Genomic DNA, 15,592 nt, shown 5'->3' with positions numbered 1-15,592 from the left:
AAAAAGGAGCCATTTGGCTCCTTTTTATTTGCTCAAAACATTTGGGGTCAGAACATGTTCTGACCCCAAATGTTAAAAAAATTAACTGCCGGCTATTTGCATTTGCTCTACTAAAATAGAGCCCGTGCGAATGCTGCCGTGCATATCAATGTCACTGCCCACAGCAACGATATTGGCAAACATCTCTTTCAAGTTGCCTGCAATAGTGATTTCCGATACGGGATACTTAATTTCGCCGTTTTCAACCCAAAAACCAGCAGCGCCACGAGAGTAATCGCCATTTACGACGTTAACACCCTGCCCCATCAATTCAGTGACTAGTAAACCTGTACCAAGTTGCGCCAGCATCTGTTCAAAGTCGCCGCCGTTAGGCTGCACAAGCCAGTTGTGGATGCCACCAGCATGTCCGGTTGTTGTACGACCTAACTTGCGTGCAGAGTAGCTGGTTAACAGATAAGTATCCAATTGGCCATTGGTGACTATGTTTCTATCGATTGTCGCGACACCTTCACTATCAAAGGCGCTAGAAGCGAGAGCACGCTTTAAATGTGGCCTTTCTTCAATAGTAATGAAATCAGGGAAAATCTCTTGACCTAAGGCATCAAGTAAAAACGACGATTTACGATACAAGTTTCCACCACTAATCGCCGCGATAAAATGTCCCCAAAGTGTATTGGCGATGTCAGCTCGAAACATTACGGGTACTTTTCTAGTACTTAGTTTTTGGCTGTTTAAGCGAGAGATTGTCTCTCTTGCAGCTTTCTCACCAATCGCTTTTGCCGGATCTAGCAAGCTAAAGTCACGGTTGACAGAGTACGCATAGTCTCGTTGCATATCCTGACCATCGCTCGCCAAAACCACACAACTTAAACTATGACGTGTACTCGGTGAGGCAACAAGCAACCCATGAGTATTCCCATACACTTTGAAACCTTCAAAAGAAGCGAATGTTGCGCCATCAGAATTTGTTATTTTGTCATTAAATGACAATGCATGTTGTTCACATTCTGACGCCATAGAAATGGCTTCTTCAGTATTGATTGTTTGCGGATGATAAAGATCTAAATCCGGCGCATCAAATGCAAGTAATTCTTTATCTGCCAAACCGGAAAATTCATCGACAGAGGTAAAGTCCGCAATATTTACCGCGGCTTGCACAGCCTGCTGTAAGGCTTGCTCAGACAAATCTGCTGTTGAAGCACTACCTTTACGGCCCCCTTTGTATACAGTAATGCCAAGAGCACCATCGTTAGTAAATTCAACAGTTTCAACCTCGCCCAATCGTGTAGTTACGTTAAGGCCCTGTTGACGACTCATTGACACTTCAGCACCGTCCGCCCCAAGGGTCTTTGCCAGTGCAATCGATGCCTCTACTCGTTGCTTAACTTGCGATATTTGCTGCTCAATGGCCTGTTTTTCAGACATACTTTCCTTATTTCATCTTTCTGTGTTTTAAGCAGATGATGTATACTTGCGCTAATTATTGAATTAAGACCAAGTATTATGCACGACTCTGAACACGAATACGATGAATTCGATGAAGAATATAAAAGTAAGACTGATGTAAAAAAAGAAATGCATCAGCTACAAGACTTCGCATACAAGATTATTAAGTTGCCGAAGTCGCAGCGTAGTAAACTTCCCCTAGATGACGAATTGAAAGACGCTATGGTTTTGGCTGATAAAATTATCAACAAACCAGAGGCACTTCGACGTCACGTTCGCTTTGTCGCGAAACTGTTGCAAGAAACCGGCACCGAAGAGATTCAAGCGACGCTTGATTTTATGGGGAACAAACACCAGCAAGCAAGCGCACAACAAAGTAAATTGGAGCAACTACGCGATCAGTTAATTAGTGACAATAGCTTATTAGAACAAACGCTATCGGAGCATGATGGACTGGAGCGTCAAAAATTACGTCAGCTAGTACGTATGGCCGGTAAAGAAATGAAGGCTGAAAAACCTGGCAAACAGTGTAAAGCGCTACTTGCTTACTTAAAAGAGCACATCAGCTAGCGCTTTCTACCTGGCCCTGTCCGCTTTGGCGCTTTATGTTAGCGCCAAGGGTAACCAGTAAAATGCCGAACAGTATCAATGCTGATGAAATAGCTAATCGATAGGTTAACTGTTCATCAGCAAACATGATGCCGCCAGCACCCGCCAATACCGGTACAAGCAACTGAACGACGGCAGCTTGAATCGACGACAACCCTTTGATGGCAATATACCAAATGGTATAACCTACACCTGATGCCAAAGCGCCTGAAGCAATAGCGTACATCACGCCTGATAAGGACACGTAACCATTGTTTAAAGCAACTATCAACAGTAAGCAGGCAATTGGTAATGTGCGTACAAAATTAAAACACGTATCGCTTAATGGATGTTTGCTACCTTTACCTAACACGGTATAAAGCGCCCACGAAACTCCTGACAATGCCATCAAACTAAAGCCTAGATATGATGGCACGGAAACTCCCGGTAGCATCAAATAAACAAAACCAATCAAGGCGATCGAAATACCTAGCCACTGACTTATCGACGGTCGCACCCCTTGTATCACGCTGATTACAATCATGGTGATTTGTACGGTGGCAAACAAAATGACTGCGCCGGTGGCGGTATCTAAAGATAGGTAAGCATAAGTAAACGCTGCTGCGTAGGCAAACAATGATATGGCGGCGAGCCAACTGCCTTTTGAACGGCTTTTGCTTGATTTACTAGCGGCTAATATGAGTGCTAATACAAAGGCACCTGATACTAACCTGATCACAGTAAAACTTGCTGCATCAATTTCGCCTTCAGCGAGCGCTAATCGGCAAAAAACAGAGTTTGCAGCAAAAGCGAGAAGAGCCAAACAGGTCAGCATTATTGTTTTCATAAAAGTATAGGACCTGTTAACGCCTGAGAAATTATGATTCTGTGTTAGTTCGCTCTTTCGTCAGCAAGGCAATAAGCGCCGCTGCAATAGCAAGTATGAAAACAGTCATGGTGAATTTTATGCCAATGCCCATCGCTTGTTCTAAAGTAACCGCCCCTAAAACAGGTAGTAAGGCTATTAGGGCAAGACCTAATACAAGAAAAATAGCTGATAGTGTAAAAACAGTTTTCATCGCTGCTCCTTAAAATATCCGGCAATCACTAGAAGCGTTGTAGCTAATACTAAAACGCTGCGTTGCACAAAACTTTCTCTCTTACTATAGACCTTAAGCCATAGCAGAAGAAACCACTATACCAATAAAGAGCAAAATAACCGATTGGAATATCGCGACCGCCAAATTACCTTTTTTGATTTCTTGCATGAAATCTACATCTTTAAATATAAACTTGTCGATTATGACAAGCGCTATTACCCCGATAAACAAACTCAACACGGCATAACTCAAATTAACTAACATCAAGCTAATGCTATGTTCTAAAGTAGACACTTCCATACTAATTCTCCACGTTAAACGGTACGATAGGAAGGCCTCGCCAACCTATCGCCCAAGCTGTAATAGGATCAATCGTAGCGTAATTTATGTCGCTACTGTAATAATTCATAATGTCGGTAACGGCAAAGTTTTTCGCTTTGCTGATGTGATACAAGTCATCCGCGCCAAATACATGCAAGATCTCGTGTGCTTGCACTTGTTCGATCACCCAACCATATTTTTTACGGGATATATTTTCCGTCAACATGGCATACTCAGTTGGGCAGTAGCTGTATTTATTACTGCACCTATATGCGTGAGAACGACCTTCAAAATTTGAATGGAACACAAGTGCTACTTCGTTGCTTTCATCGTCACCACGTATCTCGTCAACAAAGGCTTGTGCAGATGAAAATGCAGACTGTTTGACAAGTAGTTCGAGTAAATAAGGTAACGTCGTATTTTTTCTTAGCAGTTTATTGGCAATCCCCTTTGGGCTACTAATGTAAAAATATCGCACATTAATCGTTGGCGGTGTTTGATTGTATTTTTTTGCTTCTCTTTGATAAAAGGCAACAATCCTTTCCACGTAAGACTGATTCATTAAACGCCGCTTGCCTGTCCATTGCGGATTTAAACCATCATTAATATATACGTAAGCTAAGTTTACGGTGCCCGTTAGTGTTTTTGACAGCCCAGCGTCTTTACCTGCAATGTAGGTTGTGCGTTTATGACGTTCTGATTGATTGCGATCGATTAAACTTTGTAAATCTCTAATTCTTAGCGCGATGGTGTTGCTTGGAGAAATTTTTTGTACTGATTCAAGCGATTTAATTGCAAGATGAAAATGATAGCGACGCTTATATATATCCGCCTGATGCTTGAGCAACCAGACTGTTCTTACGTCGTTTAAATTGTCTTGTGGCTGCGCGCGTAATGCTTGTTCTATCAGTGAAAATGCCAAGTCATAATCGCGATTGCGTAGCGAGGTATCAATAGCAATCACGTCCAAATCTAGCCGAATTTCAGCAGGTAAATGGGCGTGATCACTCTTATTATTGTGTTTAATCGCAACAAAGATGGCAATTAATAGAAACAAATAAATAGCATGTTTACTAATAATTAATGGCATAGATACTTATTATTATTGTTATGGGTTACAAGCTAGTTTGTGCCACCTACCGTCATTTCATCTACCTTTAATGTTGGCTGACCAACACCAACAGGAATGCTTTGCCCGTCTTTACCACAAACACCAACACCAAGGTCTAGAGATAAATCATTACCTACCATAGACACCTTTTGCATCGCCTCAGGTCCACTGCCGATTAACGTTGCGCCTTTAATGGGTTGTGTTATTTCGCCGTTCTCTATCAAGTAGGCTTCAGAAGAGGTAAAAACAAACTTTCCTGACGTGATATCGACCTGTCCGCCGGCAAAATGAGGCGCATAAATACCTTTTTTAACGGACGAGATAATATCCTTCGGGTTGTGCTCTCCTGGCAACATATAAGTATTGGTCATGCGAGGCATAGGAAGATGAGCATATGATTCTCTGCGGCCATTCCCGGTAGGCTTTACACCCATCAAGCCAGCATTATGTTTATCCTGCATATACCCTTTCAAAATACCATTTTCGATCAACACATTGTATTGGCCAGGTACCCCTTCATCGTCAACGCTAATAGAGCCGCGGCGATTGGCAAGGGTACCGTCATCAACAATAGTGCATAACTCTGATGCAACTTGTTCGCCGACACGGCCAGAAAAAGCCGAAGACCCTTTACGGTTAAAGTCACCTTCTAATCCATGTCCAACAGCTTCATGCAATAGTACCGCTGGCCAACCATTGCCTAATACAACGGGTAAGGTGCCCGCAGGTGCTTCTATAGCTTCCAAGTTAACAAGAGCCTGTCTAACGGCTTCTGCTGCATAATTTTTATAGCGAGGTAGTGAGCCATCCAGTTCGAAAAAATAGGCATAGTCTGTGCGGCCACCGCCACCACCAGTGCCGCGCTCTCGTTTGCCGTTATGTTCAACTAAAACAGAGCAGTTTAAACGCACAAGTGGGCGTATATCAGTAGCAAAGGTGCCATCAGTGGCTGCTACTAACATATGCTCGTATACACCTGATAAGCTCACAATAACTTGCGATACACGGCTATCGACACTTCGTGCATGTGCTTCGACTTCATGTAGTAAATCAATTTTTGCTTGTTGGCTCAAACTAGCAAGAGGATCAGCTCCACTATACACTGCGTTAGCGTCAACCATGCTAAATGGTGAGACCTCGGTCTGTTGTCCTTTGCCTGCGATAGCTCTAGCGGCATCGGCCGCTTGCATCAGTGACGCAGGGTTTATGTCATCTGAATAGGAAAAGCCAGTTTTCTCGCCAGAGATAGCGCGCACCCCAACACCTCGCTCAATATTATACGAGCCTTCTTTAACAATGCCGTCTTCCAATACCCAGCTCTCGTGGCGTGACGATTGGAAGTACAAATCTGCGTAATCAATTTGATGCGTCAGAATTGACGCTAATGTTTGATTTAAATTGTCGCGAGATAATTGGCTCTCACCTAGCAATGACTGTTCAACTAAATTCATTAATTTTTAAGCTCTGTCTTAAATTGGTTGTGTGAATGCACAGGCATTTTTTGACGAATATTTGCTAGTTTTTCCAGCGTAATTTCGACGCTTATTGCCGTTTCTGTTGGTGCGCAAGTTGCAAGTATTTCACCCCAAGGGTCAATGATAACACTTTGCCCCCAAGTTTCTCGACCATTTTTATGGGTACCGTACTGAGCCGCTGCAACAATATATACTTGATTTTCGATTGCTCTAGCTTGCAGTAGAGGCAACCAGTGGGCTTGACCCGTTAATTTGGTAAACGCTGCTGGCACAGTAATAACATCAGCGCCCATATTAGCTAACATTTGAAACAAGCTAGGAAAACGCAAATCGTAACAGATAGTTTGGCCTATTGTGGCAAATGGCAGCTGCGTTGTAACAACGCGATCTCCTGCTAATGTGTAGGTTGATTCTAAATAATGACGACTGCTATCCGCTACTTCAACGTCAAACAAATGAATCTTATCGTACTGCGAAAGCACTTCGCCTTCTGGTGAGAAAATATAGCTAGTGTTGGTAAATTTTTCAGGCTCTTGCGATAACACCGGTATGGAACCCGCGACAAGATAGACCTTAAATTGCTGAGCAAGTTTGGCAAGCGCTTTCGTCATCTCAATTTGATATTGTTTAGCAACAGCGAGCTGTTCATTGTCTTTGCCACCAAAAAATAAACAACACTCTGGTAGCACGACAAGGTGCTGCTGTGCTGTTGGCAATTGCGACAAAGTGGCCTCAATGGCAACAAGATTTTGATCTATGTCGGGAACACTAGTCAGCTGAACAGCCGACAATCTAATTGTCGAATTGGTCGAGTTGAGGTTCTTGCTCACCGTCATTTTGGGTTTCATCCTGTTGTTCTTCTATACTGTTTTCCACCACTTGAGGTGGTGTAGAACGGCCCACAGTGATGTCCTGTGTTTTACGATCAACTTCTTTTATTTGTGGGTCTGTAACATTACCCGTTAACTCAAACGTAAGCTCTGAAACCACTTGCGACGTGATCACTTCGTCGATAGCAATACCTGCTAAGAAGGTTACTGGGTTTAATGTCGCTATCCATGCTAGCACAGGTAAACTCGAAGTAAGGTTAGGTTTGTAAGACAAACGATAGTCTAAAATAGCGCTGGTTAAGTTTGTATTTCCTTTAATCGACAAGTCACCGGCTGGCCCATATAGCATTGAATTATCGGTATACAACACACCTTTGTTTACAGTAAAGTCGCCTTCAATTTTGGTATAGAACATACCATCACTGAACATATCTCTAAAATCTAAACTGAGTTTTCTAACCAAAGACTGCAAGCTTAGAACGCTAAATATTCGAGCGCCTTTGTCACTGACTTCGTCCAAGTAACCATCGTCCAATTTAACATTAATTTTAGCCGCCAATCTTCCGGTACTATAATCATATGGTGCGCCCGGCCAACTTGCATCAAAGGTGGTGTTTAATCCACTTTCTTTAACAAGTGATTGATAGTCGAACAATGCTAACTCTTGCTCTAAGTCTTTTATTTGCAGGTTACCTTCAAGGCTAGTCGTTGATTTTTCACCATCAAACTGCCAATTACCGTTAAGCGACAAACGATTGTTTCCGCGCGTTGCCACTAAATTATCGAGCGCTAAGGTTTGATCATCTTTTCTGCGGATATCAAACACTAAGTAGCCAAAGTCGGCACGCCCAAATTTACAGCTGGCACAATTGACTTTAATCGGTGGCATATTGGCAAAAACTTCCTTATTGTGCAGCTCATCTATTGGGCTAGCTGTAGTGTCTGGCGCAACAATCTCAGTTTCTTCGTTTTGTTCTACTTCTTGACGTTGTGATACGAAGTGAATGTAATCTGCATTTATATCGACGCCTTGTTCCAGCCAATCGTTATAAAACTTTACTTTAGCGCGCGTTTGTTTCGCATTAAGTTGCAACAACCAATGGTTTGACTGGTCAAGCAAGTTGAACGACATCTGATCAATTTGCGCACCCGCCAATGTCAGCTTTTCAACCGTGCCTTGAATGCGTTCAGGTACAGGAAAAATATGATTGGCACTTTGCGTTTCGTAGTATTCTGCCGGTGCTGCGGCATCGAGCAGTTCTTTTAAAAACGGATTCCACTGTTCAAATTCTGCTGTATCTACATGTGCACTGATATGGAAGCCATTAAGTGGTAGCAACATCTGTTCATTACCGACCATCAAATGCGCTTGCGTAAACTGCACTTGCTCGTGACCTAATACACCATAAAACTTTGCGGCATTTCCGAGTTCAATATCGACAACAGAATCGCGCCTATTCCCGTCTACTTTAACCACTAAAGCGGTATCAGCTTCTGCTGTTTTTGATAACGGTGCTGGTGCAGTGCTTGCAAAGCCAACTAAATCGCTATTGGCATTAAATTTATAATCAAAATCGCCATTGTTGCGCATATTCAGTTGTAGCTGTCCTTGCCACGAAAAGTCTCCGGTCAAATAATCATGCATTCCGGTCGATAAATGCTGACGCCAATGGTCTGTTTGCCATTGACCAGACAAAGCGATGTCGGTTTGGTAATGAGACACTTTATCTGCAGAAGCAATCTTCATTGCCATCGGCATATCTTTCCAATGCAAATCCAGGTCTTCAACAGTAATTACATCATTGTTAAAGTTAAGTTTTCCGTTAACTTTCTTAAAATGCATTTCCGGCGTTTGAAGGTGTAAATTATTGTCGTTAAAAAATATGTTGCCCGAAGCCACTGTTTGAGAGCCGTCATCCAGAGGGATGTACAAATACAAATCACCCCGAATCGGCTGTGTTATCACAACTTGTTCTAGCGTCGCGCCAACAGAATCTTTAAGCGGGCTTTCATTCATCAAATCCGTAACATACATTGGGTTACTAGGCTGTATATCCGTTTTAACGGTTAAAATGCCCTCGCCAAAGTCAGCGATAGCTGCTTCAACACCCTCTACATTTAAGCCTTTCAAAGAACCACTTCGGCCAGTAATTAACATACCATTATTGGTAAAGTTTAAATTGCCATGGAATTGATCGATTGCAGGCCAGTCTTTTTGGAATCTAAAGGTCGAGTTTTCAAGTTCTGCATCGACCATGAAAACGCCGGTATGGGCATTGTCCTTGGTATACGGAAAACGAGTAAATGGCCCATTAAAAAGCACCACAGCTTGCGTCAATTCACCAGACAAAATAGCGCCATTTAAGTAATCCACTAAGTTCTTGCCCATCAATAAATGTGGGTAAAAATGATTGGCATTGATGGTATCGGCTTCTGTTGCGGTTGCTAATAAAGACATGGCGACAGGTTCATTGTCAGGAATATCTATCCTTACGTCACCAACCAGTTGTATTTCAGGCGAGTCATACACAAGGTCGGTTACCGCAATTTCAAACGTGTCACCCTTAAATAATCCTTGTGCTGTCGCTTCAATACTGTTGTATGGCATTGGCAAAATAAAGTGCTTATCAAAATCCAAAAAGCCATCAACCGCTTTGATATCTGCGTAAAAAGTTTCATCATCATATATGAGTGACAAAGACAGGTTATCTATCCCCGGAATACCCTGATAAAAATCTACGTTCACTTGATCTAGTTCTGCAGCAACACTTAAGTGGCCCGACAAATACTTCACATAAGCTTCAGCCACTCGCCCTTCAGGTGACATTTGATTGATTTGCTGCTTAAGCTTGTCTGATAGATTAAGCATTGGCACGATTTTACGCCATAGCCCGATATCTAATTGCGATAGGTAAAGATTAAAGTCTTCTTGGTTAAACATCGCTTGCAGATGCATAGGGTTGTATGGTGCATCGTTGTATGAAAACACCAAATCAGAAGTTGATAACTGTATTGGCGTTTCTACTTCATTGATATCAGTTAGATGAACAAATGAATAACCTAGTGCGATTTGATGCTGGCTTTGGCCTTCCTGCCAATTAAGTTCAGTTTCTTTCAAGGCAACAAGCAATTCGCCTGAGCGCCCATTCACAATGGTCAGCCAAGCACCTAAATCAATACTTGAAGTAACATTAAAATCATTGACGCTAAAGGCTGTTTTAATCCAAGGAGCAACATCAAGTTGATTGGCTTCAATGTAGGCTTGGCCTGCTAGTTCAGCACGAGTGTCGCCTGTGACATCAATCAATAGTTTCAAATGGTTTTGTGTTACGCCTTTAATTCGTACACTACCGCTAGCTCTGTGACGGCTACCTTGGTTATGCCAGTTTAAATGCTCGATTTGATAGTGGTGAATATCATCTTCGTCGGTCACTTCCACTTGGCTGTTACGTAGCGAAAAGCGATCTACCTGAGTAAGAAAGAGGTTAATGATATTGTCTAAGGTATCAGCGTCTTCTGCTTGTTCTCTGTCAGAGGCGTATAAGTTTCTATCTACTTTGGCAACAATGCCATCGAATGTGAGATCTTTTGTGATTAAGCTTTGGTTGAGCAAACTGCGCCAGATATGCACTTCAATATTAACGCGATCGACCTTTAACTCAGCATCATCGAGGCCCAAAAACTGGACATTTTCTGCCACCAATGTCGGCCCTAGAGCTCCCCAGCCAAGCGCTAAATGGTCGATGACAATATTGGCTTGGTACTCTTCATTAATATAGTCTTGCAGCAAATCTTTGTGGGTGTGGGCATATGGTAAATAAAGTCTAAGTGCACTAATCACAACCGCTACAAACACCAGCATTACGGCTATTAATTTAAATAGCCGATTCAACCAACGATTGATTACTGCAGAAACACTCATTACGCCATCACCACGTCAAATTGTTCTTGATTGTACATAGACTCAGTTTGGATCTTTATCTGCTTGCCAACAAACACTTCGAGCTCCGCCAGGTTATGATATTCATCATTAAGTAAAGACTCACTTACCGAAGACGAGGCGTATACAATAAATTTGTCTGCGTCATAGGCGCGATTAACTCGCACAATTTCACGCAGTATTTCAAAACAGACCGTTTCTACGGTTTTTAAATTGCCTCTGCCACTACATACATCACATTCACCACAAAGCACGTGCTCTAGGCTTTCGCGTGTGCGCTTGCGGGTCATTTCAACTAAACCGAGCGAAGAAAAACCGCTAATACTGTACTTAACCTTATCCCTTGCCATGGCCGCATCTAAACTATGTAACACTCGCTTTTGATGTTCTTCACTAGACATATCGATAAAATCGATGATGATGATCCCACCTAAGTTTCTCAATCGTAACTGTCTTGCTATAGCCTGAGTTGCTTCAATATTGGTATTAAAAATGGTTTCTTCGAGGTTACGATGACCAACAAATGCGCCTGTATTAATATCGATGGTGGTCATTGCTTCTGTTTGATCGATAATCAAATAGCCACCAGACTTCAATTCAATTTTACGATGCAAGGCGCGCTGAATTTCACTTTCAACACTGAAAAGGTCAAATATCGGTCTCTCACCTGGGTAATACTCCATCACTTTTGTCAGCTCAGGAACAAATTCTTCGGTAAACTCAATCAACTGATCAAAGGTTAGCTTTGAATCGACTCGAATGCGCTCTAGCTGCACACCAACGAAGTCTCGAATTATACGAAATGCCAAGCTTAAATCTTGATAAATCGGATACTTGGTTTGCTTACGCGCCTTTCGCTCTAATACCTTTTTCCATACGCGCGCCAAAAATTCCGCATCATGTTCTAATTCTTCTTTACCTGCACCTTCCGCCGCAGTACGAACAATAAACCCTTGGTTTTCATCACAAAATGGCGTCACGATTTGTTTCAGACGCTCGCGTTCAACTTCCTCTTCTATTCGCTGAGAGATTCCCGCATGGTTTGCTTTAGGCATAAGCACTAAGTAGCGCGATGCAACCGTTATTTCAGTGGTTAAACGAGCCCCTTTAGTACCTAACGGGTCTTTTACTACTTGCACCATGATGTGCTGACCTTCGTGCACTAAGGTGCGAATATCAGGTACTTGTACTAATGGTTTATCGGCTTTTTCATTGAGAATTAAGTTTGAATTTATGTCAGACGCATGTAAAAAAGCTGCTTTTTCAAGGCCGACATCAACAAAGGCGGCTTGCATCCCAGGCAATACTCGAATGACTTTGCCCAGATAAATATTACCAACAATGCCGCGTTTTGCTTCACGCTCGATATGCACTTCTTGCAAAGAGCCATTCTCGATTAACGCTACTCGTGTTTCACTCGGCGTAACATTGATTAGTAATTCAGCGCTCATATTACCTCTATAGTCCAAAAGTGGAGCGAATACCTGCTAACTTCAATAAATTAGCCGTTTCATATAAAGGTAGCCCTACTACTGCCGAATAGCTACCGTGAATGTTACTGACAAACTGCCCACCAATACCCTGAATGCCATAAGCACCTGCTTTATCCTGTGGTTCACCTGTTTGCCAATAGATGCGAATTTCTTCATCACTTAAATGACGAAACGACACGTTAGTAGCAACCACTTCTGACGCCACTGTTTGATTGCTTACAACCGCAATCGCCGTTAATACTTGATGGGTATTGTTCGACAGAGATCGCAACATAGTTAGACAATCATTTTCGTCACTTGGTTTCCCTAAAATGTTGCCACTTTGTACAACGGTCGTATCCGAACCAATAATAACATCAGACGCTTGAAATTGTTCTGCTACCGACAAGGCTTTTTGTCTTGCTAACCGCTCTACATAAGCGTGAGGAGTTTCTTCTGGTAGTACTGTTTCATCAATATCCGCAGGGCATACGGTAAAGCTGTAACCTAATTGGCTCAGCAATTGGCCTCGACGAGGTGATTGAGACGCTAATACAAGAGAAGTCATAAAGCCTACTTGATTTGAAACTTACGGCGAATGTTTCTTAACAATAAGAACGCCCAAGGCCAAATAATCACTGTTGTTACAACAGGATAAAGATAAGCAGGTAAAAAGACGACATCTAAAAATACAAATTGAAGCCAGAACACGAGCAAATGTTGCAGTGCCGATAACACACCCACCACTAAAGCTTGTTGCCATACAGAAAAGTTGCGAATTTTTTGGCAATTAACCGCTGCAATAAACACAGGTACCATCAATGCGATGGCGTGAACGCCAAGTAGGCTTCCCAGCAGAATATCAAGCAGTAATCCCATCACCCAAGCGGTGCCAACGCTTACTCGCACTGGAATCGCCATTGCCCAATACAATAAGACGACTAGCACCCAATCTGGGCGAAATGAATCAATCCCCAGCGGCATTGGCATAATCGCAGCAAGCAACGCAATAAATAGGGTTAAAACAACGATAAAACCATTATGAGCGAACATCAGCTATTTGACCTCCGCATCAGGCTTAATACTTTTTGGTTGAGCTGGCTGAGACCAAAGCAACAACACATAACGCAAGCGGTCGATGCTCGCCACTGGGCGACTTAACACTTTGGCGAATGCTCGATCATCTTGCACCACTGTGGTTACTTCAGCGACAGGATAACCTTCAGGATACTTACCACCAAGGCCAGATGTAACCAATATATCGCCGCTTTTTATATCCGTTGAATGAGGAACAAAATTATGAATGAGTTGGTCAATTTTTCCCGTACCCGTGGCGACAAGTCTAATACCATTTCGCTTAATTCGAACAGGAACAGCGTGATTAACATCGGTAATTAAAATAACGCGTGAGCTTGTTGCACCAACATGCAATATTTGACCAACAATACCCGTTTCATCAAGTACCGGTTGACCTTCATAGACACCATCATCCGTGCCACGATTTATCACCACGTGATGCGTGTAGGGATCGCTATCAACAGAAAGCACTTCAGCGACCATTTTACGAATTTCGGGTCGCAACGGCGACGCCAGTAGATTACGTAAGCGGTCGTTTTCTTGGCGCAAAATTTCCAATTGCATTAAAGATTCGTGAACAGAGAGGAGTTCAAGTTTGTACGCTTCGTTGTCTTGCATTAGCTGACGTCGCGTCACAACATTTTCTGCCGCCCATGTCATCGCTCTTTTTGGTGTTGTGGCAAGATACTGCAAAGGGCTTACTACCGATTGCATGGCGCCACGCACACTTTCAAATGCTTTCATTTGATGATCCATGAAAATCAGGCCAACAGAGATCACTATGAAAATAAGCAATCTTTGCTGAATAGATAAGCCATTTTTAAAAATTGGATTCATCGCGTGTCTATACCACAGTAATGAAAAAAGGGAGCAAGCTCCCTTTTAATTATACGTAAGAGAAGAGGTCTCCGCCGTGGTCGGCGATCATTTCGAGCGCTTTACCACCGCCACGAGCTACACATGTTAGTGGCTCATCAGCTATGACCACAGGAATGCCTGTTTCTTCCATTAGTAAGCGGTCCAAATCTTTTAGCAAAGCACCACCACCTGTTAACACCATACCTCTTTCTGATATATCTGAGGCAAGCTCTGGTGGCGATTGTTCAAGCGCAACCATGATAGCACTTACGATACCGGTTAACGGCTCTTGTAATGCTTCTAGGATTTCATTGCTATTTAACGTGAAACTACGTGGTACACCTTCGGCTAGGTTACGACCGCGAACTTCAATTTCAACTAGCTCTTCACCCGGGTATGCTGAACCGATTTCATGCTTAATTTTTTCAGCCGTTGCTTCACCAATTAAGCTACCAAAATTACGGCGAACATAGTTGATGATGGCTTCGTCAAATTTGTCACCACCAATACGCACAGATGAAGAATAAACAACACCATTTAGCGATATGATACCAACTTCAGTTGTACCACCACCGATGTCAACAACCATAGAGCCTGTTGCTTCTGACACGGGTAAACCGGCACCGATTGCTGCAGCCATAGGTTCTTCGATAAGAAATACCTCACGTGCTCCTGCTCCTAGCGCAGAATCTTCGATGGCTCTTTTCTCAACTTGAGTCGCACCACAAGGTACACAAACCAAAACGCGAGGGCTTGGACGGAAAAAATTATTGTTGTGCGCTTGCTTTATGAAGTACTGAAGCATTTTTTCTGTTACAAAAAAGTTTGCAATAACACCGTCTTTCATTGGGCGAATCGCTTCGATATTGCCTGGCGTACGGCCTAACATTTGTTTAGCCGCTGTACCTACAGCCGCTACACTTTTCTGGCCACCTTCTCTTTCTTGGCGAATTGCCACCACAGAAGGTTCATTAAGAACAATACCTTGATCTTTTACATAAATAAGTGTGTTTGCGGTCCCTAAATCGATGGATAAATCGTTAGAGAACATTCCGCGTAATTTCTTAAACATACTGTAGGGGTGTCCTGTTTATTCTTTGGCGTTATTTTTGAATTGTTCTGTCTTGCCTTGAGCCAGCGAATTAACACAGAAAAGTAAATTTCTAAAGGTTAAATAGCCCTATTGGCGTATAGTGCAACTTTATCAATGCTAAACCCTAACAACAAGGGGTTGTTAATACTTTTTGTAAAAAAATTGCACCAAAAAACACCTATGTACGAATATTTTCGCATTAGAGCCCTGCAAAAATTAAAATAGCGTGATATCTGAAGCAAAACACGTTTTGACAAAATATATGTGCTCAAAAATTAAAA

Annotated in this window: 14 protein-coding genes; 1 reads left to right on the top strand and 13 read right to left on the bottom strand. The window is 42.5% G+C overall.

Features of this window, described 5'->3' with window-relative positions:
• Positions 1-81 precede the first annotated feature (81 nt).
• Complete coding sequence (gene pmbA / locus QUD85_RS02360) at positions 82-1,425, bottom strand: metalloprotease PmbA (RefSeq protein WP_093330417.1); 1,344 nt, start codon at positions 1,423-1,425, stop codon at positions 82-84.
• A 78-nt stretch (positions 1,426-1,503) separates the two neighbouring features.
• Between pmbA and yjgA the strand changes: the two genes are divergently transcribed.
• Positions 1,504-2,016, top strand: coding sequence for a ribosome biogenesis factor YjgA (yjgA, locus tag QUD85_RS02355; RefSeq protein ID WP_093330420.1), 513 nt, complete (start codon positions 1,504-1,506; stop codon positions 2,014-2,016).
• Here the strand turns inward: yjgA and QUD85_RS02350 are convergent.
• From QUD85_RS02350 to QUD85_RS02295, 12 genes are all read right to left on the bottom strand, one after another.
• Positions 2,009-2,881 (bottom strand): DMT family transporter, encoded by an 873-nt coding sequence (locus QUD85_RS02350; RefSeq protein WP_093330423.1) that lies wholly within the window; start codon positions 2,879-2,881, stop codon positions 2,009-2,011. The genes yjgA and QUD85_RS02350 overlap by 8 nt on opposite strands.
• A gap of 31 nt (positions 2,882-2,912) precedes the next feature.
• Entirely contained in the window at positions 2,913-3,113 is a 201-nt protein-coding gene (locus QUD85_RS02345) for a hypothetical protein (RefSeq protein ID WP_093330426.1), read from the bottom strand.
• Positions 3,114-3,206: 93 nt separating this feature from the next.
• Positions 3,207-3,434 (bottom strand): DUF350 domain-containing protein, encoded by a 228-nt coding sequence (locus QUD85_RS02340; RefSeq protein ID WP_093330429.1) that lies wholly within the window; start codon positions 3,432-3,434, stop codon positions 3,207-3,209.
• A gap of 1 nt (position 3,435) precedes the next feature.
• The gene (locus tag QUD85_RS02335; RefSeq protein WP_093330433.1) at positions 3,436-4,545 is read right to left on the bottom strand and encodes a tetratricopeptide repeat protein; all 1,110 of its coding nucleotides are present in this window, start codon (positions 4,543-4,545) and stop codon (positions 3,436-3,438) included.
• Between the two features lie 32 nt (positions 4,546-4,577).
• Positions 4,578-6,017 (bottom strand): metalloprotease TldD, encoded by a 1,440-nt coding sequence (gene tldD, locus QUD85_RS02330; protein WP_093330436.1) that lies wholly within the window; start codon positions 6,015-6,017, stop codon positions 4,578-4,580.
• Positions 6,017-6,877 (bottom strand): carbon-nitrogen hydrolase family protein, encoded by an 861-nt coding sequence (locus QUD85_RS02325; protein ID WP_093330438.1) that lies wholly within the window; start codon positions 6,875-6,877, stop codon positions 6,017-6,019. The genes tldD and QUD85_RS02325 overlap by 1 nt, the downstream gene beginning before the upstream one ends.
• Positions 6,834-10,793: a YhdP family protein gene (locus QUD85_RS02320; RefSeq protein ID WP_093330441.1), complete on the bottom strand. Its 3,960-nt coding sequence runs from the start codon at positions 10,791-10,793 to the stop codon at positions 6,834-6,836. The genes QUD85_RS02325 and QUD85_RS02320 overlap by 44 nt, the downstream gene beginning before the upstream one ends.
• Positions 10,793-12,262 (bottom strand): ribonuclease G, encoded by a 1,470-nt coding sequence (rng, locus tag QUD85_RS02315; RefSeq protein ID WP_093330444.1) that lies wholly within the window; start codon positions 12,260-12,262, stop codon positions 10,793-10,795. Before rng ends, QUD85_RS02320 begins: the two co-directional genes overlap by 1 nt.
• Before the next feature lie 7 nt (positions 12,263-12,269).
• Positions 12,270-12,851, bottom strand: a complete 582-nt coding sequence (locus QUD85_RS02310) for a Maf family protein (RefSeq protein WP_093330448.1) — start codon at positions 12,849-12,851, stop codon at positions 12,270-12,272.
• 5 nt (positions 12,852-12,856) lie between these two features.
• Positions 12,857-13,336 carry a rod shape-determining protein MreD gene (mreD, locus tag QUD85_RS02305; protein ID WP_093330451.1) on the bottom strand — a complete coding sequence of 160 codons (480 nt, stop codon included), beginning with the start codon at positions 13,334-13,336 and terminating at the stop codon, positions 12,857-12,859.
• 3 nt (positions 13,337-13,339) lie between these two features.
• Positions 13,340-14,197, bottom strand: coding sequence for a rod shape-determining protein MreC (gene mreC / locus QUD85_RS02300; protein ID WP_093330454.1), 858 nt, complete (start codon positions 14,195-14,197; stop codon positions 13,340-13,342).
• Between the two features lie 49 nt (positions 14,198-14,246).
• Positions 14,247-15,290, bottom strand: a complete 1,044-nt coding sequence (locus QUD85_RS02295; protein WP_093330458.1) for a rod shape-determining protein — start codon at positions 15,288-15,290, stop codon at positions 14,247-14,249.
• Between the last annotated feature and the right edge of the window lie 302 nt (positions 15,291-15,592).

Source organism: Thalassotalea agarivorans (assembly GCF_030295955.1).
GTDB classification, from domain to species: Bacteria; Pseudomonadota; Gammaproteobacteria; order Enterobacterales; family Alteromonadaceae; genus Thalassotalea_D; species Thalassotalea_D agarivorans.
Note: the sequence above shows the minus strand (reverse complement) of the source record. Positions and strands in the feature narration are given on the sequence as shown.